Below are 19,187 nucleotides of genomic sequence, written 5' to 3'. Positions count from 1 at the left end.
ATAAGCCGCCGTTACCTAAATAACGGATATGTACTCAACCAGGTCAAACCGACAAGTACCGACTAATGGTCGCCTCATCCACCCGATCCCGAGTTTCCTCAATCACAAACCTCCCCTTCTCAATCACCAAAAACCGATCAGCAATCTCCAGCGTAAACGACAACACCTGCTCAGAAACAACAATCGTCAAATCCCGCAAATGGCGAATCTCCTTAAGCGTACGAGCAATGTCCTTGATGATCGAAGGCTGAATCCCCTCAGTCGGCTCATCCAGCAACAACACCTTGGGATTCGTCGCCAACGCCCGGGCAATCGCCAACTGCTGTTGCTGCCCCCCAGACAAATTCCCACCCTTGCGCGAACGCATGTCATACAACACCGGAAACAACGCATACAAATCCTCAGGCACCTTGCCCCGAGCCGCCGCCGGCAACCCGGTCTGAATATTCTCCAACACACTCATGCTGGGAAAAATCATCCGCCCCTGCGGCACATAGGCAATCCCCCGCGCCACCCGCTCATGGGTTTCAAGCGCAGACACATCATGCCCATCCACACTCACCTGCCCCTGCCACTGCGGCAGAATCCCCATCAGGCTCTTGAACAGCGTGGTCTTGCCCATCCCGTTACGCCCCATCACCGCAACGATCTCACGCTTCGCCACATCCAGCTCCAGGTCGTGAAGAATCTGGCTCTGCCCGTACCCGCACGACAGTTTGTCGATCTTGAACATGCCCGACTCCTCAGTGGCCCAAATACACTTCAATGACTTTCAGATTGCTCTGCACCGACTCCATGCTGCCCTCGGCCAGCACCTTGCCCTGGTGCAGCACCGTGACCTTGTGGGCAATGCTCTTGACGAACTCCATGTCGTGCTCGATCACCAACACCGAACGGCCCTGGCTGATGCGCTTGAGCAACTCCGCCGTTTGCGCCCGCTCGTTGACGCTCATCCCGGCCACCGGCTCGTCGAGCATCAGCAGTTCCGGGTCTTGCATCAGCAGCATGCCAATCTCCAGCCACTGCTTTTGCCCGTGGGACAGCAGGTCCGCCTGCTGCTGCAACAAATCACCGAGGAAGATTTCCCGCGCCACCTCCTCGACCCGCGCAATCACCTGGGCATTGCGCTTGAAAAACAGCGCGCCCCACACCTTGCGCCCGGCCGGATACGACATCTCGAGGTTTTCAAACACCGTGAGGTTTTCGTAGATCGATGGGTTCTGGAACTTGCGCCCTACCCCGGCGCGCACGATGTTGTATTCGCGCATTTTGGTCAGTTCCTGGCCGTCGAACTGGATGCTGCCACTGGTGGCGCGGGTCTTGCCGCAGATCAAATCCAGCACCGTGGTTTTGCCGGCGCCGTTGGGCCCAATCACCACCCGCACTTCATTGCGGTCGATGTACAGGTTGAGGTTATCGACCGCCTTGAAACCGTCGAACGACACGGTCAGCCCTTCAATGGCCAACACGGGTTTTTTCATTTCAAAACCAACGGCGGTCATGGCTGTGTCTCCAGGATCTTGGCTTCAGCCTTGGGCTTGGTCGTCGCGGGCTCGGCCTTGACCACCGGCTTGCGCCGCAACAGTCGGGCCAGGGCCTGGCGACCATGGCCGTCCCACAACCCGGCCAGGCCGTTGGGGAAGTACATGACCACGGCGATAAACAACCCGCCCATCAGGTACAGCCACAACTCGGGGAAGGATTCGGAAAAGTAAGTCTTGCCGTAGTTCACCAGCAACGCGCCATACACCGCGCCCAGCAGCGACATGCGCCCTCCCACCGCCGCGAAGATCACCATCTCGATGGACGGCACGATGCCCACGAACGACGGCGACATAAAGCCCACCTGCAAGGCAAACATTGCCCCGCCAATCGCCGAGAACGCCGCCGCCACGCAGAACACGAAGATCTTGAAACTGGCCACGTCATACCCGGAAAACCGTACCCGCTCTTCCTTGTCACGCATGGCCATCAACAGCCGGCCCAGCTTCGAGGCGAGGATGAAACGGCCAATGAAGATGCAGCCAAACAACAGCCCGGCGTTGATGAAATACAGGATCATCTTCGCGCCGTCGCCGCGCAGGTCCCAGCCCAGCAGGGTCTTGAGGTCAGTAATGCCATTGACACCGCCGGTCAGGCCTTGCTGGCCGACGATCAGCACCGTGAGAATCAGCGCAATCGCCTGGGTGACGATGGAGAAATACACATCGCCCACCCGCCGCTTGAACAACGCCATGCCGATGATGAACGCCAGCAGCACCGGCACGGCAATTACCGCGAACAAGGTGAAGGTGAAGCTGTGAAACGGTTGCCAGAGCCACGGCAGTTCGGTGATCTGGTTCCAGTCCATAAAGTCCGGAATGCCTGGTGTGGACTGGATCCTGGTGCTCTCGGGATCGGACGCTTCCAGCTTCAGGAACATCGCCATGCAGTAGCCGCCGACGCCGAAAAACACCCCCTGCCCGAGGCTGAGAATCCCGCCATAGCCCCAGCACAGCACCAGGCCCACGGCGACGAACGCGTAGGTCAGGTACTTGCCGACCATGTTCAGGCGAAACGCATCCAGGGTCAGCGGAAATACCACGAGGATCAACAACGCCAACAGCACGATGCCGATCAGGTTTTGCTGGCCGCCCAGCAGTTTGTCTAGAGCCTTCATCGGTTCGCCTCTACTTGCGCACTTTGATGGAGAACAACCCTTGCGGGCGCAGCATCAGGATCAGGATCACCGACGACAGCGTCAGCACCTTGGCCATCGAGCCACTGAGGAAAAACTCCGACAACGACTGGGTCTGGGCAATCACGAACGCCGAGGCAATGGTGCCGAACAGGCTTTGCGCGCCGCCAAACACCACCACCAGGAAGGTGTCGACGATGTACTGCGAACCGGCGGTCGGCCCGGTGGAGCCGATGGTGGTGAAGGCCGCACCAGCCACGCCCGCCACGCCGCAACCGAGGGCGAAGGTCATGCGGTCGACCTTGCGTGTATTGATGCCCACGGCGCGGCTCATCAAGCGGTTTTGCACGGTAGCCCGCACCTGCAGGCCCCAGCGCGAACGGTAGAGCATGACGAAAATCGCCCCGGTCAGCAGCAGGGTCAGGCCCATCATGAACAGGCCGTTGCGCGGGATTTCGATGGCGTCGGTGAGGTTCACCGAACCCATCAGCCAGGCCGGCGGTTCAGCACTCACTTCACGGGCGCCGAACACCGAGCGGAAGGTTTGCTGCATTACCAGGGACAGCCCCCAGGTGGCGAGCAAGGTGTCCAAGGGCCGCTTGTACAAACGGCTGATCATTGCCCATTCCACCAGCCAGCCGACGGCGCCGGCGACGAGGAATGACAAGGCAATGGCTACGAAAAAGTAATACGGCTGAAAGCTCGGCGCGAAGTGCGCGGTGAGGCTCGAACAGACGTAGGTGGTGTAGGCGCCAATGGTCAGGAACTCACCGTGGGCCATGTTGATCACGCCCATCTGGCCGAAGATGATTGCCAGTCCCAATGCCATCAGCAACAGCACGCAGAACACGGACAAGCCGTTGAACCCCTGCATCGCCGCGATGGCTCCAAATTCCGATAGCCATTCCATGATGATGGTCTCCTGAGCGGGAGGTTGAAATGCAATCTGCTTCTGCTTTATGTGGGAGCTGGCTTGCCTGCGATGGAATCACCTCGGAGTCACTGAAAGACCGAGTCGCCTGCATCGCGGGCAAGCCCGGCTCCCACAGAAGCCGGGTTTACACGTCACAGGTTATTGATAGCCTTTCGGAAACGGATTCGGCTCGATCAGGTCCGACTCGTAGATCACCTTGAACTGCCCATCTGGCTGCACTTCGCCAATGCGCGACTTGCTCCACAGGTGATGGTTTTCGTGGATCTTCACGTAGCCTTCCGGCGCGTTTTTCAACTCGATGCCCGGGGAGGCGGCGACGACTTTATCCACGTCGAAACTGCCGGCCTTCTCCACCGCCGCTTTCCACAACCATGGGCCGAGGTAGGCCGCCTGGGTCACGTCGCCGATCACCGCGTCCTTGCCGTACTTGGCCTTGAACGCTGCCACGAAGGCTTTGTTGTTCGGGTTGTCGAGGCTCTGGAAGTACTTCATCGAGGCGTAGAAGCCGGCCATGTTTTCGCCGCCGATGCCCAGCAGTTCGTCTTCGGTCACCGACAAGGTCAGCAGGGTTTGCTTGGATGAATTCACGCCCGCCGCGTTGAGCTGTTTGTAGAAGGCCACGTTGGAGCCGCCCACCACGGCTGCGAACACCACGTCAGGCTTTTTCAGCTTGACCTTGTTGATCAGCGAACCGAACTGGGTATTGCCCAGCGGGTAGTAGTCTTCGCCGACCACGGTGCCGTGCAGGACGTTTTCAATGTGCTTGCGCGCGATCTTCATCGAGGTGCGCGGCCAGATGTAGTCCGAGCCCACCAGGTAGAAGGTTTTGGCGCCCTTGGTCTTGGCGATCCAGTCGAGGCTGGCGAGGATTTGCTGGGTCGCTTCCTGGCCGGTGTAGATCACGTTTTTCGACTGTTCCAGGCCCTCATAGAAGGTCGGGTAGTAGAGCAGGCCGTTTTCTTTTTCGAAGATCGGCAATACGGCTTTGCGTGAGGCCGAGGTCCAGCAGCCGAACACCGCCGCCACCTTGTCGTTGACCAGGAGTTTCTTGGCCTTTTCGGCGAAGGTCGGCCAGTCAGACGCGCCATCTTCCTGGATCACCTTGATCTGCCGCCCGAGGATCCCGCCCGAGGCGTTGATCTGCTCGATGGCCAGGCGTTCGGCCTGGATCGAACCGGTTTCGGAAATCGCCATGGTGCCGGTGGCCGAGTGCAGCTGGCCCACGGTGACTTCCGTCGGCGTCACCGCCAGGCCTTCGTTGTCGGCCATGACGCCATGGCTGAACAGACTCGCCGCCAGCAGTGATAACGCCAACAACGGTTTGGAGCGGATCAATCGTGATTCCATGGGGCGACTCCTCTGCAATGAGGGGTTCAGCATGGCGGCAGGTGGCCACGGCGGGTATACGCAGCCTGACGTAACGGCGTACGTCATTTGACGTATGCCGTTGCGCACCATTTTCGAGCAGGATCCCGCCCGCCCAAACACCACCGATCAATGTGGGAGCTGGCTTGCCTGCGATAGCGGTGTATCAGCCGACGCCCCTATGCCTGACCCAGCGCTATCGCAGGCAAGCCAGCTCCCACATTTTGAATCGGGGCATGGAACTTGCTCATCCTCCTTGCCCACTTCCCGGAGCCACCCACCGTGCATCCCCTCCCCGGCACCCAGCGCATCGTCAAGATTCGCCGCGACTACAACTCCTGGGTCGCCGACGAGACCATGGAAGACTACGCCCTGCGCTACACCCCGAAATCCTTCCGCAAATGGTCGGAGCTGCGCATCGCCAATACCGCCCTCGGCGCGGTGTCGTTCCTGGCGCTGGAAGCCATCGGCGGCGTATTGGCCTTGAGCTACGGGTTCACCAACACCTTCTGGGCCATCCTCGCCATCAGCCTGGTGATCTTCCTCACCGGCCTGCCCATCAGCTACTACGCCGCCCGCTACGGCGTGGACATGGACCTGCTGACCCGCGGCGCGGGCTTCGGTTACATCGGTTCCACCATTACCTCGCTGATCTACGCCAGTTTCACCTTCCTGTTCTTCGCCCTCGAAGCGGCGATCATGGCCCTGGCCCTGGAGTTGTATTTCCATATCCCGCTGGCCATCGCCTATGTCATCTGCTCGGTGCTGGTGATCCCGCTGGTGGCCTACGGCGTGACCCTGATCAGCCGCCTGCAACTGTGGACCCAACCGCTGTGGCTGGTGCTGTTGGTGCTGCCTTATGGCTTCGTGTTGTGGAAAAACCCCGAGGCCTTCAGCGACTGGACCAGCTTCGTCGGCCGCAGCAGCGACGGCGGCGACTTCAACCTGCTGTCGTTCTGCGCCGCCTGCACCGTGGCGCTGTCCCTGGTCACGCAAATCGGCGAACAGGTGGACTACCTGCGCTTCCTCCCGGAAAAAACCGCCGCCAACCGCAAGCGCTGGTGGGCCGCGCTGTTGTGCGCCGGCCCGGGCTGGATCGTGCCGGGCGCCTTGAAGATGTTCGCCGGGGCGTTCCTGGCCTTCCTTGCCCTGCAACATGAAATCCCCATGGAGCGCGCCGCCGAGCCGACCCAGATGTACCTGGTCGCCTTCGGCTATGTGTTCTCCTCTCCTGAATGGGCCTTGGGGGCGATGGTGCTGTTCGTGTTCATCTCGCAGATGAAGATCAACCTGACCAACGCCTACGCCGGCTCCCTGGCCTGGTCGAACTTCTTCGCCCGCGTGACCCACAGCCACCCCGGCCGCGTGGTGTGGCTGGTGTTCAACGTCGCCATCGCGCTGATGCTGATGGAGCTGGGGGTGTTCGATGTGATCGAGCAGGTGCTGGGGCTCTACGCCAATATCGCGATCGCGTGGATCGGCACGCTGGTGGCGGACCTGGTGATCAACAAGCCCCTGGGCCTGTCGCCCAAACACATCGAGTTCAAGCGCGCGCACCTCTACGACATCAACCCGGTGGGCGTCGGCTCGATGCTGATTGCCTCGCTGCTGTCGATCCTCGCCCACTTCGGCCTGTTCGGCGCCCTGGCCCAGGCTGCACCACCATTTGTCGCGCTGGGTACCGCGTTAATCATGGCGCCGCTATTGGCGTGGCTGACCAAGGGCCGCTACTACATCGCGCGCAGCAGCGAAGCACAGTTGATTCACCCGCAACCCGGCACCGGCCTGGTGATCTGCGGGCTGTGCAGCAACCCGTTCGAAACCGCCGACATGGCGTTCTGCCCGGCCTACAGCACGCCCATCTGCTCGCTCTGTTGCTCGCTGGATGCGCGCTGTGGGGACCGCTGCAAACCCCATGCGCGGCTGGCCAGCCAGTTCGAAGGGGGGTTGCGCTGGTTGCTGCCGACGACGCTGGTACCGCGCCTGCATACGCGGCTGGCGCATTACCTCGGATTGTTGATGGCGCTGGTGCTGATGCTCGCCGGGGCCCTGGCGCTGATCTACATGCAGGCCGCCCAGGGGTTGCCCCACTCGCAGACCTTGTACCAGGCGTTTTTCAAGGCGTTCCTGACCCTCTCGGTGTTGGCCGCCGTGCTCGCCTGGTGGGTGGTACTCACCCGCGAAAGCCGGCGGGTCGCCCAGGAAGAATCCGACCGACAAACCTCGCTGCTGATGCAGGAGATCGCCGCCCACAGCCTCACCGACCAGGCCCTGCAACAGGCCAAGGAAGCCTCGGAAGCCGCGAACGCGGCCAAGAGCCGTTACGTCACCGGACTGTCCCATGAGCTGCGCACGCCCCTCAACAGCATCCTGGGTTTCACCCAGATTCTGCAGCGCGACAGCGCCATGCCCGAACAGCATCAGGATGCCCTGGCGACCATCCTGCGCAGCGGCTCTCACCTGCTGTCGCTGATCGACGGCCTGCTGGACGTGGCCAAGATCGAGGCCGGCAAGTTGCGCCTGGAACTCACCGAAATCCCCTTCCCGGAACTGATCCACGACCTGGAACAGATGTTCACCCCCCAGGCCGAAGACAAGGGCCTGCGCTTTCGCCTGGACTGCGTGGGCAAGATTCCCGCCGTGGTGCGTGGCGATGAAAAACGCGTGCGGCAGATCCTGATCAACCTGCTGGGCAATGCGATCAACTTCACCGACAGCGGCGAAGTGCGCCTGCGGGTCAGCTACATGCGCGAGACCGCCAACTTCGAGATCATCGACACCGGCATCGGCATTGACCCGGAGCAGATCGAGCGGATTTTCCAGCCCTTTGAACGCGGCGACCTGATGCGCCAGGACAAGGGCGTGGGTCTGGGCCTGACCATCACGCGCATGCTGACCTCGTTGATGGGCGGCGAATTGCGGGTGGTCAGCGAACTGGACAAGGGCACCTGCTTCCAGGTGCGGCTGTTCCTGTCCCAGGTCCGGGTGCCGCAGGCGGTGGTGCACGTGGAACACGACATCGTCGGCTACCACGGCGAACGACGGCGCATCCTGGTGGTGGACGACCACGTGGACCATCGCAAGGTGCTCAGCGGCATGCTAACGCCCTTGGGCTTCGAGGTGTCCCAGGCCAGCAACGGCCAGGAGGCGATTCGCCAGGTAGCCTTGCTGTCGCCGGACCTGATCCTGATGGACCTGTCGATGCCGACCATGGACGGCTGGGCCACCAGTCGGCTAATCCGGCGTAACGCGCTGTCCACCGCGCCGATTATCATCATCTCCGCCAACGCCTTCACCGACGACCGCGAACGCAGCATCGCCGGCGCCTGCAACGACTACCTGGCCAAGCCGGTGCGCACTCCGGAACTGCTCGGGCGCGTGCAACTGCACCTGGATTTGCAGTGGCTGCGCCGCCGGACACCGATCGCCGCGCCGATCACCACACCGGGCGTGCTGCCCAGTGCCGAAGAACTCGCAGTGCTCGCCGAGTTGAGCGCCATTGGCTACGTGCGGGGTTTGCATGAAAAGCTCGACGCCATCGTGCTGGAAAGCCCAGGCACCGCACCGTTCATCAACAAGCTCCGGGCGCTGCTGAAAAGCTTTCGCCTGGAAGAACTCAACCGAATCCTGAAGGAGGCCGAAGATGAATGCCTTGACCCACAGCGCTGAGCCCGGCGTGGTGCTGATTGTCGACGACACCCCGGACAACCTGGCCATGCTCTCCGACGCCCTGGACGACGCCGGCTACATGGTGCTGGTGGCGCTGGACGGCCTCAGCGCGCTGAATCGCGTGCAACGCCGGCGCCCGGACCTGATCCTGCTGGACGCGGTGATGCCCGGCCTGGACGGCTTTGAAACCTGCCGCCGGCTCAAGGCACAACCGGCCAGCGCGGACATTCCGGTGGTGTTCATGACCGGGCTGACCGACAGCAAGCATGTGGTGCAGGGGTTTGAGGTGGGCGGCAGTGACTACGTGACCAAGCCGATCCAGACGGATGAAGTGCTGGCGCGGGTGGCAGCGCATTTGCGGACGTCGCGGATATTGTTGTCGGCACGGGCGGCGACGCAGCCGAGCGTGATGACCCTGGAGGATGAGCCGGCGCATAAGCTGTTGTCGGCACGGTTTCAGTTGACGGAGCGGGAAGTCGAGGTATTGCGCTGGGTGGCGTGTGGCAAGACCAATCGGGACATTGGCGACATTCTTGGGCTGAGCCCGAGGACGGTGAACAAGCATCTGGAGCATGTGTATGTGAAGTTGGGAGTGGAGACGCGCACGGCGGCGACTTCGGTGGCGCTGGCGGCGATGAGTCCGGTGAATGATCGTTCCCACGCTCTGCGTGGGAATGCCGTTCAGGACGCTCCGCGTCTGCTCTTGAAGTCGTGACGCGGAGCGTCACAGGATGCATTCCCACGCAGAGCGTGGGAACGATCATCCGCCAAAGATCTGCGAAGGCCGGCGCAACGTCGGATCAAACGGATTGATTTTCGGCCCGATCGCCGCCGCTTCCCGTTTGAGCAACTCCACCACCGTCGGCAGTCGCCCCGGCCCCAGGCGGTCACTGATGGTTGCCACACTCAACGCTGCCACCGCATGCCCATTGCGATCCAGGATCGGCACCGCCAACCCGGCCATGCCTTCCAGCACCCCGGTGTTTCGCGCCGCATACCCCAACCGCCGCACGCTCTCCACTTCCGAGCGTAAAAACACCTCGTCGTACAGGTGAAAATCCTTGAGTCGCGGCAAGTTGTAGCGGATCACCGTCTCGCGCTCTTCCTCCGGCAAGAACGCCAGGATCGCCAAACTGCCCTGCCCCACCCCCAGCGCCACGCGCCCGCCGATGTCACCGGTGAAGGTACGGATCGGGTAAGGCCCCTCGCTGCGGTCCAGGCAGATCGCATCAAACCCGCTGCGCGCCAGCAGGAATAATGAATCCCCCAAGGACGCACTGAGCCGCAACATACTCGGCCGCACCAGGTCCCGCAGGTTGCCGGTATTCCCCGCATTCGCCGCCAGGGCGAAGAACTCCAGGCTCAGCCGGTAGCGCTTGCTGCGCGCATCCTGCTCCACCATGCCTTCGTCCATCAGGCTGCGCAGCAAGCGGTGGGTGGTGGGTTGCGACAAGCCCACCTGCAGCGCCAGTTGCGTCACCCGTTCACCACCGTCCGGCGCCGCGCCGAGGATGCGCAGTAATGCAAACAACCGGGAGACGCCACCGGCGCCGACTTCCTTGACACTTTCATTCCGCCCAGTGGAATCCATAAGCCGATATCTCACACTAAATTCTGATCAGTGAATGAAACTGAAAAAAGTACTCTACCCAGTGAAATTCCATCTTCCGCCATCCTAGTCTTTCGCCCTAATCTGCGTCCACAGGGGCGAAATGAACAACTAACGGCAGCCGACTCAAGATCGAGCGCCAACGCACCCGCAACACCCTTTTCGCATCTGCCCAAAACAAAAAAGCGCGTTTCGACGCGACTCAAAAAAGGTGGAACGCAGACATGGCTTTTCTCCAACTCAACGCCTTGAGCAAACGCTACGGCGCCGTCGACGCGGTAGTCGCCACTGATCTTGCGGTGGAAAAAGGCGAATTCGTATCCCTGCTCGGCCCTTCGGGCTGCGGCAAGACCACCACCTTGCAAATGATCGCCGGCTTCGTCGATGTCACCGGCGGCCAGATCCTCCTTGATGGCCGCGACATCACCCACGCCAAACCCGCCAGCCGTGGCCTGGGCGTGGTGTTCCAGAGCTACGCGCTGTTCCCCCACATGAGCGTGCGCGACAACGTTGCCTTCGGCCTGAAGATGCGCAAGGTGCCTGCCACTGAGATCGCAAGCAGAGTCAAGACCGTGCTGGAACTGGTGCGCCTGGCGCCCCACGCCGAGCGCTACCCGCGGGAACTGTCCGGCGGCCAGCGTCAGCGTGTGGCACTGGCCCGTGCGTTGGTGATCGAGCCGCCGGTGTTGCTGCTGGACGAGCCGCTGTCCAACCTCGACGCCAACCTGCGGGAAGAGATGCAGTTCGAAATCCGCCGCATCCAGTGTGAAGTCGGAATCACCACGCTGATGGTCACCCACGACCAGGCAGAAGCGCTGTCCATCAGTGACCGAGTGGTGGTGATGCAGGCCGGGCGCGTCACCCAGATCGACGCGCCGTACAAACTCTATGAACACCCGCGCACGCGCTTTATCTCGGACTTTGTCGGCAAGGCCAATCTGCTGACGGGGGACTTCGATCAACTCGGCGCGCCGCAAGTGCGCTTCGAGCCCGGCAAAGGCGAACTGACCCTGAGCCTGCGCCCGGAAAAGATCGACCTGGTGGCCGCCGGCTCAGGGCGCCTGCAAGGCAAGGTCCTCGACAGCTATTTCTTCGGCAGCCAATGGCTGTACCGCATCAAGACCCGGATCGGCGAGCTCACCGTGGTCCGCCGCAACGACGGCAGTGCGCCGTTGGGTTGCGGCGCAGCGGTAGGCCTGGACTGGGAGTCGAGCCTGCTGCGGGTGCTGGCGGCCGATGAGGTGCACGCATGAGCCGTGGCTACTTGTTGTCGTTACCGGCGCTGGTGTTGTTTTTCGGGCTGCTGATCCTGCCCCTGGGCCTGACGCTGGTGCTGTCGTTCAATGTGTTCGATTACCAGGTGGGGGTGAAGGCCGATGAGTGGACCTTCGCCCATTACCTGTCGCTGTTCAGCGACTCGTACTTCTACGAGATCTTCTGGCGCACCTTCTGGATCAGTGCCCTGGTGACATTGCTGTGCGTGGTGATCGGGGTGCCCGAGGCCTATATCCTCAGCCGCATGGGCACGCCGTGGCGCTCGATCTTCCTGATCCTGATCCTCACCCCGTTGCTGATTTCAGTGGTGGTACGGGCGTTTGGCTGGAGCCTGCTGCTGGGTGCCGATGGCCTGGTGAACCAGGTGATCCAGGCCCTCGGCGGCAAACCCGTGAAGCTGCTCTACACCTCGTTCGCCGTGATCATCGCACTGGTGCACGTGATGCTGCCGTTCATGATCATCCCGGTGTGGACCTCCCTGCAGAAGCTCGACCCGTCGGCGGAACAGGCGGCCCTGTCCCTGGGTGCCAGCCAGGCCACGGTGATGCGCAAGATCGTGTTGCCGCAGGTGATGCCCGGCGTGCTCTCCGGCACCCTGATCGTGTTCGGCCTGGCCGCCAGCTCCTTCGCGATCCCCGGCCTGCTGGGCGGGCGTCGACTGAAGATGGTCGCCACGGTGGTGTACGACCAATACCTCTCGGAACTCAACTGGCCCATGGGCGCGACCATCGCGGTGGTGCTGCTGTTGGTCAACTTGCTGATCATGCTGAGCTGGAACCGCATGGTCGAAGGCCGCTACAAAAAGTCCCTGGGAGTATAAGACGATGTCCAGAAACGGTCCTTTGGCCCTGGGCTTTCACGGCCTGGTGGTGCTGTTCATGATGGCGCCGCTGGTGGTGGTGTGCCTGGTGGCCTTCACACCGGAAAACACCTTGAGCCTGCCGACGTCGGGCTTCTCCCTGCGCTGGTTTCATGCGGTGTTCGAACGTGCCGACTTTATCCAGGCGTTCTATAACAGCCTGGTCCTGGCCTTCGTGGCCGCCACCTTGGCGACCTTGATCGCGGTACCGGCGGCCCTGGCAATCAGTCGCTACCCGTTTCCCGGCCGCAACTTCTTCAGTGCGCTGTTCCTGTCGCCGATCATCATTCCGCACTTGGTGCTGGGGGTGGCGATGCTGCGGCTGTTCGCAATGATGGGCGTCAACGGCAGCTTCACCTGGCTGATGCTGGCCCACGTGGTGATCATCACGCCCTACGTATTGCGCCTGGTATTGGCGGCCGCCATCGGCATCGATCGCAGCGCCGAGCAGGCTGCCGAATCCCTCGGTGCCAGCCGCTTCACCCTGTTTCGCCAGATCACCTTGCCGATGATTCTGCCCGGCGTGGCCGGCGGCTGGTTGCTGGCGTTCATCAACAGTTTCGATGAAGTGACCCTGTCGATCTTTGTCAGCTCGCCGGCCACCCAGACCTTGCCGGTGCGCATGTACGTGTACGCCACCGAATCCATCGACCCGATGATGGCGGCCGTGTCGGCGCTGGTGATTGCACTGACAGCGGCGGCGATGATTTTGCTGGACCGGGTCTACGGCCTGGACCGCGTGTTGGTAGGGAAACATTGATGGCGCTGTTCAAACGACTGGCCGAGACCCAGCGGCCCACCCTCACCTTCACCCTCGACGGGCAGCCTGCCACGGGCTTGCTCGGCGACACCTTGCTGACCGCGGTACTGACCTGCGCCGAGCACCTGCGGGGCAGTGATTTCAGCGCCGAACGCCGCGCCGGTTTCTGCCTGATGGGCGCCTGCCAGGATTGCTGGGTGCGGCTTGAGGACGGTCGCCGGGTGCGCGCCTGTTCGACCTTGCTGGAAGACGGCCAGTCGATTCGCCGTGATCCGGGGCGCCAGGCATGAAGACAGTGGTGATAGTGGGCGCCGGCCCGGCAGGCATTACCGCCGCCCGGACCTTGCTCGAGCATGGCGTAACCCCGGTGTTGGTGGACGAAAGCCTGCGCGGCGGCGGCCAGATTTATCGGCGCCAACCGGCGAATTTCCAGCGTTCGGCCAAGCAGTTGTATGGCTTTGAAGCGGGCAAGGCGACAGCGCTGCATCGCACCATGGATGAGCTGGCCACCCGGATCGACTACCGGCCGGAAACCCTGGTGTGGAATGCCGAGAACGGGCGCCTGGACATGCTCAACAACGGCCATGCCGAAAGCATCGAATACGCGCAAATCATCGTCGCCACGGGCGCCACTGACCGCATCCTGCCGGTACCGGGCTGGACGCTGCCCGGCGTGTACAGTTTGGGCGCGGCGCAAATCGCGCTGAAGTATCAAGGCTGCGCCATCGGCGAGCGCGTGGCGTTTTGCGGCAGCGGGCCGTTGCTGTACCTGGTGGCGTATCAGTACGCCAAGGCCGGGGCCAAGGTGGTGGCGGTGCTCGACAGCGCGCCGTTCAGCGCCCAGTGCCGCGCCTTGCCGGCATTGCTCGGCCAGCCGGCGACCCTGGCCAAGGGTTTGTACTACCGCGCCTGGCTCACGGCCCACGGCATCCCGGTGCATCAAGGGGCAACGTTGTCGCACATCGACGGCGAGCAACGAGTGACGGGCATCCACTGGGACCAGCAGGAAATCGCCTGTGATGCCGTGGCCTTCGCCCATGCCCTGCGCAGCGAAACCCAACTGGCGGATTTACTCGGCTGTGAATTTGCCTGGAATGCATTGAACCGCGCCTGGTTGCCCCTGCGTGATGCGGCCGGGCGTAGCAGTGTCGCCGGTGTTTATTTAGCGGGTGATGGTGCCGGAATCATGGGCGCCGATGCGGCGCAAATGGCGGGCGAGCGGGCGGCGTTGGCGTTGCTGGAAGACACCGGCGTTGCCATCGACTCTCGTCGACCTGCGATGCTGGAACAGCAATTGGCGAGTATCCAACGCTTTCGCCACGGCCTGGAAACCGCCTTCCCCTTCCCGGAAAACTGGGCCGCCGAAGCCCCGGATGAACTGATCTTGTGCCGCTGTGAAGAAGTCAGCGTCGGCGAAGTACGCGCGGTGGTGGACGAAGGCCACTGGGAAGTGAACCGGGTCAAGGCCCATTGCCGGGTTGGCATGGGCCGTTGCCAGGGCCGAATGTGTGGCTTGGCAGCCGCGGAAATCATTGCCGAACGCAGTGGGCGCGCGATTCAAAACGTTGGCCGCCTGCGGGGCCAGGCACCGATCAAACCCTTGCCGTTTGGCGTGGAGGTGCAGCCATGATCGACAGCGAAGTGATCGTGTTAGGCGGCGGGATTGTCGGCGCGTCAGCCGCCTTGATGCTGGCGCAGAAAGGTCGGCGCGTGGTGCTGCTGGAGCGGGACTTTTGTGGTTCGCATTCAAGCGGCGTGAATTATGGCGGCGTGCGGCGCCAGGGTCGGCCATTGCATCAGTTGCCGTTATCGCAACGTGCCCACGAGCTGTGGTCCGACTTGCCGGGGCTGATTGGGATCGATGGCGAATACGTGCGCTCCGGGCATTTGAAACTGGCCCGCAGTCACGAAGACCTGGCCGCCTTGCAGGCTTACGCCGACGCCACTCGAGGCTTTGGCCTGGGCCTGCAAATGCTGGATCACGCTCAGCTGCGTGCGCGGTTTCCATGGGTGGGTGATGTGGCGGTCGGCGCCTCACTCTGCCCCGAAGACGGCCACGCCAATCCGCGCCTGGTCTCCCCCGCCTTTGCCCGCGCCGCGCAGCGCCACGGTGCAAGGGTGATGGAGCAAACCGAAGTCACCCAGGTTGAACATGACGGCCAGCGGTTTCAGGTGCGCTGTGCCAATGGTGTGCAGCTGCAAGCCCGCTGGCTGTTGAACTGCGCCGGCGCCTGGGCCAGTACCGTGGCCGCGCACTTTGGCGAACCGGTGCCGATGACCTCGGCGCATCCGGCAATGCTGGTGACCGAGCCGTTGCCGGTGGTGATGGACGTGAGCACCGGGGTCGAAGGCGGCGGGATTTATGCGCGGCAGGTTGCCCGAGGCAATTGCATCCTCGGCGGAGGTCGCGGCTTTGCCCTGGGCCCGCAACAGGCCCGCCCGGGGCAAGCGGCGGTGCTGGAGATTCTGCGCAACGCCGGCGAGTTGTACCCGTTCCTCAGAGGTGCCCAGGCGATCCGCACCTGGAGCGGCACCGAAGGTTATCTACCCGACCACGAACCGGTGATCGGCGACAGCAGCACCCAACCCGGCCTGCTCCACGGTTTCGGCTTTGCCGGCGCCGGGTTCCAGCTCGGCCCTGCGGTCGGTGAAGCCCTGGCAGAAATCGTCTGCACGGGGGCCAGCCGGCAGCCCATCGAAGCATTTTCCATCCGTCGTTTCCAAGCCTGAGAGGAAGATTTATGCACATGATCAAACGTACTGCGCTGTCTTGCCTGTCCCTCGCCCTGTTGAGCACGGCGGCCCATGCCGCACCGACGCTGTACCTGGGCATGAACGGCGGCACCATGGAACGGGTCTACGCCGACAAGGTGCTGCCTGCGTTCGAGAAGGCCAACAACGTCAAGGTGGTGATCGTGCCGGGCACCTCGTCGGACATCCTGGCCAAGGTGCAGGCCAACAAGGACAACCCGCAGATGCACGTGATGTTCCTCGACGACGGCATCATGTACCGCGCCATCTCCATGGGATTGTGCGAGAAGCTCACGCCTAACCCGACCCTGGACCAGATTCCGGCCAAGGCCAAGATCAAGGAGGAAGCGGTTGCGGTGACGCTCGGGGTGACCGGGTTGGGTTACAACGCCAAGATGTTCAAGGAAAAGGGCTGGGCGCCGCCGACGTCGTGGATGGACCTGGCGGATCCACGGTTCAAGGACAAGGTGGTGTTTCAGTCCCTGGCCTCCTCCACGTTTGGGTTGCATGGGTTCTTGATGTTCAACCGGATTCAGGGGGGTAGCGAGACCAACGTGGAGCCGGGGTTCAAGGCGTGGCCGAAGACGGTTGGGCCGAATGTGCTGGAATACATCGCCAGCTCGGCGAAGATTTCCGAGATGGTGCAGACGGATGAGGCGGCGATCTTTCCGCTGACGCCGACGCAGGTGACCACGCAGCAGTTGTTGGGTGTGCCGATGGAGTATGCGCAGCCGAAAGAAGGCGCGGTGGTGTTGAACGTGGCGGAGTGTGTGATTGCGCGGAATGACCAGCCGGAGTTGGCGCAGAAACTGGCGCAATTTTTGTTGACCGCTGAGGCGCAGGCGCCGGCTTTAGAGTTGGGGGATCAGATTCCTTCGAACCCTACTACGCCGACTACCGACAAAACCCGCGCTCGGGTGGAGGCGATGAACAGTTACTTGCAGACGGCGATTTCGATTGACTGGGATCAGGTGAACCAGGCGCGGCCGGAGTGGAATGCGCGGTGGAGTCGCTCGATTGAGCGGTAGACCCTCATGCTGATGACTGGCGCTGTTTTTTTTGGCGCCGGCCCCGAATGATCGCTATGACCCGGTGGCGCTTCTGGCGCAGCTTGACCCACTCGCTACGCACTTCACGGTGGCGTTTGCTGTTAAGCAACAGCAGCGCCAGAAGGGGGAACAGAATGCTCAACACGTAGAAGACCTTATGCGGGCGATAGTCAATCGTCGGCAGAACGCCGAGCAGGCACAGAATCATCAGCACCACGGGAATCCATACCCAACCTGGATAGCCGCGGGCGATCATGAAGTTGCAATGGGACGCGAGCAGCGTCAGACCAAGGGCCGAAAAATACGAATACCTGAGATTCTCGTCAATGGACAGCTCTTTAAAATAACTGTCGAACATCAATGGGACGCCAAATCCCAGCGCAAATATTTGAGCAAAATTGGCTGCCATAAAGACGGGGAAATAGCGTTTCAGAAAGTCCCGGAACTGCTGAAGTGTCATCAGAAACATCATTCGTCAAACTCCTCATAAAGCCCCACCGCAATGACCCGCAGGTTCCCGGCCATTGCACTTCCTGTCACCGCCATAGAGGCACCAAGTACACTGTTAATTTGAGTGAGCGTGGTTTGCCGCAACTGCACCGGAGTGAATCGCTTCGGCAAATCGCCAGACAGTTGTTTGAGCTTTAGCATTTTTGATGTCAAATGCGGATGGTTGATACTGAGTAATTCCTTCGTCAGCTTGGCGCGCTCCTGTCGAGTTAATCCCCGAAGTACGTCTCGCCAGTTCTTTCCTGTAGCCACCTTGGTCGCGCTGACCCACTTCACCATTGTCAGAAACGCTGTGCTCGCTCCAATCAGTGAAATAGCATCAAGCATCAGCGTCACCTGCTGATACCACGGGGCACTGTCCAACCAGTCGACACGGGAGGGTTCAGTCACCTCCTTGAACGTTCGGTAAACACCGTTCACGCACTGGCCAGCGCCCGCAAGAAAGGCCGCCCCACCTATTGCCGTCACTACTGAACTGGTGCCCAACGTGAAGGGTAATGCCGCAGTGCCCCCCACTACCGTAAACCACCCCAGCACCGCACTCGTACACGCCAACCCCATCCCCACCGCCTCAAACACCACCTGCGACTCCCTAGGTTCGTGCTCCAACTGCCGGACAAAATCCAGGCGGGCCATGGACCGTGGCATTTCCCGCAAGATCACTCGCTTGGGTAGCACACTGCAAATTGGCTGAAACTCACGCAAGGTTACCGGCCACAGTTGGTCATCGAGATACACCACCCCTGCCCCGGCAATCGCCGGATCGGCATCAATGCTTGCAAACAGGCGCCGCAGGTCGATGCTGCTTTCAATCCGCTCACGGGTGGTGAGGTGCGCACTGGGAAAACCGTCCTTCAAGAGGCTGGAAGTCATTCCTTTTACTCCGGGATTTCACAAGAGCGCAGAGCCTAAAGAATCCATATCCCGAAAAAATGTCGGAGGTTTTACTTTTTCTCGACAGGCACTTCCTGATCCTGTTCCCACCTCTTGTAGGCCATCGCGCGAATAGGAAAAGTACGCCCCACGCCACTACCGGCGAACACAGGAACAGGGAGCGACAATGGCCGTTGATATGTTTTTAAAGCTGGGAGACATCAAGGGTGAGTCCAAAGACCAGGCACACCGAGATGAAATCGAAATCAACAAATGGGGATGGCGCATGACCCAGTCGGGCAACATGCATTCCGGCACGGGCGGTGGTGCGGGCAAGGTCAATATGGGCAACCTGGCGATCAGCAAGGCCCTGGACAAGTCCACGCCCAACCTGATGATGGCCTGCTCCACCGGCAAGCATTATCCCGAGGCAAGGCTTGTGGTGCGCAAGGCCGGCGGCAGCAGCGCGGTGGAATACCTGGTGATCACTTTGAAGGAGGTGATGGTGTCGTCCTACGAGACCACTGCGGTAACGACGAGCGACGTGCTGACCGAAGAAATCAGCCTGAACTTCGCCAAGGTGGAAGTCAGCTATCAGCCGCAGAAGTCGGATGGTGGCAAAGACGGGGGAGCGATCAAGTACGGATGGAATATTCGCGAGAACAGCAAAATGTGATCCGGAAGCGGCGTGCGTCAGGCACGCCGCTCGTTGGCTGGCAGGCTACCTGCCCGGTTCAGCACTTACAGCGGGTCACTTTTGAAAGTGAGCCCAAACGTAACCAAAAGGCTCTTGCTCGGTGTGCTCACTCCGGCTTTGGAGCGTGGTTTAACGGGGCGCCTAAGATCAAGATCAAAA

The 19,187-nt window shown here is 61.5% G+C and carries 18 protein-coding genes; 10 read left to right on the top strand and 8 right to left on the bottom strand.

The window, feature by feature from the left end; all coding sequences use genetic code 11:
- Positions 1–43: 43 nt before the first annotated feature.
- The 5 genes from urtE to urtA all read right to left on the bottom strand — a co-directional run bounded on the left by urtE (position 44) and on the right by urtA (position 4,958).
- Positions 44–733 (bottom strand): urea ABC transporter ATP-binding subunit UrtE, encoded by a 690-nt coding sequence (gene urtE / locus LIY45_RS29720; protein WP_226478556.1) that lies wholly within the window; start codon positions 731–733, stop codon positions 44–46.
- Positions 734–743: 10 nt separating this feature from the next.
- Complete coding sequence (gene urtD, locus LIY45_RS29715; protein WP_226478554.1) at positions 744–1,502, bottom strand: urea ABC transporter ATP-binding protein UrtD; 759 nt, start codon at positions 1,500–1,502, stop codon at positions 744–746.
- Positions 1,499–2,659: an urea ABC transporter permease subunit UrtC gene (urtC, locus tag LIY45_RS29710; RefSeq protein ID WP_226478552.1), complete on the bottom strand. Its 1,161-nt coding sequence runs from the start codon at positions 2,657–2,659 to the stop codon at positions 1,499–1,501. The genes urtD and urtC overlap by 4 nt, the downstream gene beginning before the upstream one ends.
- A gap of 10 nt (positions 2,660–2,669) precedes the next feature.
- The gene (urtB, locus tag LIY45_RS29705; RefSeq protein ID WP_226478551.1) at positions 2,670–3,587 is read right to left on the bottom strand and encodes an urea ABC transporter permease subunit UrtB; all 918 of its coding nucleotides are present in this window, start codon (positions 3,585–3,587) and stop codon (positions 2,670–2,672) included.
- Between the two features lie 162 nt (positions 3,588–3,749).
- Complete coding sequence (urtA, locus tag LIY45_RS29700; RefSeq protein ID WP_226478549.1) at positions 3,750–4,958, bottom strand: urea ABC transporter substrate-binding protein; 1,209 nt, start codon at positions 4,956–4,958, stop codon at positions 3,750–3,752.
- Positions 4,959–5,258: 300 nt separating this feature from the next.
- On the opposite strand from urtA, the gene LIY45_RS29695 reads away from it, so the two are divergent.
- The gene (locus LIY45_RS29695; RefSeq protein WP_226478548.1) at positions 5,259–8,645 is read left to right on the top strand and encodes an ATP-binding protein; all 3,387 of its coding nucleotides are present in this window, start codon (positions 5,259–5,261) and stop codon (positions 8,643–8,645) included.
- Complete coding sequence (locus LIY45_RS29690) at positions 8,620–9,360, top strand: response regulator (RefSeq protein WP_226478546.1); 741 nt, start codon at positions 8,620–8,622, stop codon at positions 9,358–9,360. Before LIY45_RS29695 ends, LIY45_RS29690 begins: the two co-directional genes overlap by 26 nt.
- 45 nt (positions 9,361–9,405) lie before the next feature.
- On the opposite strand, the gene LIY45_RS29685 is transcribed toward LIY45_RS29690, so the two are convergent.
- Positions 9,406–10,236, bottom strand: a complete 831-nt coding sequence (locus tag LIY45_RS29685) for an IclR family transcriptional regulator (RefSeq protein ID WP_226478545.1) — start codon at positions 10,234–10,236, stop codon at positions 9,406–9,408.
- A gap of 242 nt (positions 10,237–10,478) precedes the next feature.
- On the opposite strand from LIY45_RS29685, the gene LIY45_RS29680 reads away from it, so the two are divergent.
- The 7 genes from LIY45_RS29680 to LIY45_RS29650 are packed head-to-tail and all read left to right on the top strand — an operon-like array spanning position 10,479 to position 16,927.
- Positions 10,479–11,507, top strand: a complete 1,029-nt coding sequence (locus tag LIY45_RS29680; protein ID WP_226478543.1) for an ABC transporter ATP-binding protein — start codon at positions 10,479–10,481, stop codon at positions 11,505–11,507.
- Positions 11,504–12,349, top strand: a complete 846-nt coding sequence (locus LIY45_RS29675) for an ABC transporter permease (RefSeq protein ID WP_003218273.1) — start codon at positions 11,504–11,506, stop codon at positions 12,347–12,349. The genes LIY45_RS29680 and LIY45_RS29675 overlap by 4 nt, the downstream gene beginning before the upstream one ends.
- Positions 12,350–12,353: 4 nt before the next feature.
- Entirely contained in the window at positions 12,354–13,148 is a 795-nt protein-coding gene (locus LIY45_RS29670) for an ABC transporter permease (protein ID WP_226478541.1), read from the top strand.
- Entirely contained in the window at positions 13,148–13,438 is a 291-nt protein-coding gene (locus LIY45_RS29665; protein ID WP_226478539.1) for a (2Fe-2S)-binding protein, read from the top strand. The genes LIY45_RS29670 and LIY45_RS29665 overlap by 1 nt, the downstream gene beginning before the upstream one ends.
- On the top strand, positions 13,435–14,778 hold the full coding sequence (locus LIY45_RS29660; protein ID WP_226478538.1) for an FAD/NAD(P)-binding oxidoreductase: 1,344 nt from the start codon (positions 13,435–13,437) through the stop codon (positions 14,776–14,778). Before LIY45_RS29665 ends, LIY45_RS29660 begins: the two co-directional genes overlap by 4 nt.
- Positions 14,775–15,878 (top strand): FAD-dependent oxidoreductase, encoded by a 1,104-nt coding sequence (locus LIY45_RS29655; protein ID WP_226478536.1) that lies wholly within the window; start codon positions 14,775–14,777, stop codon positions 15,876–15,878. The genes LIY45_RS29660 and LIY45_RS29655 overlap by 4 nt, the downstream gene beginning before the upstream one ends.
- 17 nt (positions 15,879–15,895) lie before the next feature.
- A complete protein-coding gene (locus tag LIY45_RS29650) occupies positions 15,896–16,927 on the top strand; it encodes an ABC transporter substrate-binding protein (RefSeq protein WP_003218283.1) in 1,032 nt (343 codons plus the stop codon).
- Between the two features lie 4 nt (positions 16,928–16,931).
- On the opposite strand, the gene LIY45_RS29645 is transcribed toward LIY45_RS29650, so the two are convergent.
- Positions 16,932–17,420, bottom strand: a complete 489-nt coding sequence (locus LIY45_RS29645; protein ID WP_017475245.1) for a hypothetical protein — start codon at positions 17,418–17,420, stop codon at positions 16,932–16,934.
- Positions 17,417–18,331, bottom strand: a complete 915-nt coding sequence (locus tag LIY45_RS29640; RefSeq protein ID WP_226478534.1) for an NAD synthetase — start codon at positions 18,329–18,331, stop codon at positions 17,417–17,419. The genes LIY45_RS29645 and LIY45_RS29640 overlap by 4 nt, the downstream gene beginning before the upstream one ends.
- A gap of 187 nt (positions 18,332–18,518) precedes the next feature.
- Between LIY45_RS29640 and LIY45_RS29635 the strand changes: the two genes are divergently transcribed.
- On the top strand, positions 18,519–19,007 hold the full coding sequence (locus LIY45_RS29635; protein ID WP_017475247.1) for a type VI secretion system tube protein Hcp: 489 nt from the start codon (positions 18,519–18,521) through the stop codon (positions 19,005–19,007).
- Positions 19,008–19,187 lie beyond the last annotated feature (180 nt).

It is taken from the genome of Pseudomonas sp. MWU16-30323 (assembly GCF_020515595.1).
In the GTDB taxonomy this organism is placed as follows: Bacteria; Pseudomonadota; Gammaproteobacteria; order Pseudomonadales; family Pseudomonadaceae; genus Aquipseudomonas; species Aquipseudomonas yamanorum.
The sequence above is the reverse complement of the archived record's forward strand: the minus strand, read 5'-3'. Positions and strand labels throughout refer to the sequence as shown.

Coding starts and splice junctions, on each gene's coding strand:
- LIY45_RS29650 (WP_003218283.1), top strand. CDS start 15,896: ATGATCAAACGTACTGCGCTGTCTTGCCTGTCCCTCGCCCTGTTGAGC.
- LIY45_RS29660 (WP_226478538.1), top strand. CDS start 13,435: ATGAAGACAGTGGTGATAGTGGGCGCCGGCCCGGCAGGCATTACCGCC.
- LIY45_RS29635 (WP_017475247.1), top strand. CDS start 18,519: ATGGCCGTTGATATGTTTTTAAAGCTGGGAGACATCAAGGGTGAGTCC.
- LIY45_RS29645 (WP_017475245.1), bottom strand. CDS start 17,420: ATGATGTTTCTGATGACACTTCAGCAGTTCCGGGACTTTCTGAAACGC.
- LIY45_RS29665 (WP_226478539.1), top strand. CDS start 13,148: ATGGCGCTGTTCAAACGACTGGCCGAGACCCAGCGGCCCACCCTCACC.
- urtC (WP_226478552.1), bottom strand. CDS start 2,659: ATGAAGGCTCTAGACAAACTGCTGGGCGGCCAGCAAAACCTGATCGGC.
- LIY45_RS29670 (WP_226478541.1), top strand. CDS start 12,354: ATGTCCAGAAACGGTCCTTTGGCCCTGGGCTTTCACGGCCTGGTGGTG.
- LIY45_RS29675 (WP_003218273.1), top strand. CDS start 11,504: ATGAGCCGTGGCTACTTGTTGTCGTTACCGGCGCTGGTGTTGTTTTTC.
- LIY45_RS29680 (WP_226478543.1), top strand. CDS start 10,479: ATGGCTTTTCTCCAACTCAACGCCTTGAGCAAACGCTACGGCGCCGTC.
- urtE (WP_226478556.1), bottom strand. CDS start 733: ATGTTCAAGATCGACAAACTGTCGTGCGGGTACGGGCAGAGCCAGATT.
- LIY45_RS29640 (WP_226478534.1), bottom strand. CDS start 18,331: ATGACTTCCAGCCTCTTGAAGGACGGTTTTCCCAGTGCGCACCTCACC.
- urtB (WP_226478551.1), bottom strand. CDS start 3,587: ATGGAATGGCTATCGGAATTTGGAGCCATCGCGGCGATGCAGGGGTTC.
- urtA (WP_226478549.1), bottom strand. CDS start 4,958: ATGGAATCACGATTGATCCGCTCCAAACCGTTGTTGGCGTTATCACTG.
- LIY45_RS29655 (WP_226478536.1), top strand. CDS start 14,775: ATGATCGACAGCGAAGTGATCGTGTTAGGCGGCGGGATTGTCGGCGCG.
- urtD (WP_226478554.1), bottom strand. CDS start 1,502: ATGACCGCCGTTGGTTTTGAAATGAAAAAACCCGTGTTGGCCATTGAA.
- LIY45_RS29690 (WP_226478546.1), top strand. CDS start 8,620: ATGAATGCCTTGACCCACAGCGCTGAGCCCGGCGTGGTGCTGATTGTC.
- LIY45_RS29685 (WP_226478545.1), bottom strand. CDS start 10,236: ATGGATTCCACTGGGCGGAATGAAAGTGTCAAGGAAGTCGGCGCCGGT.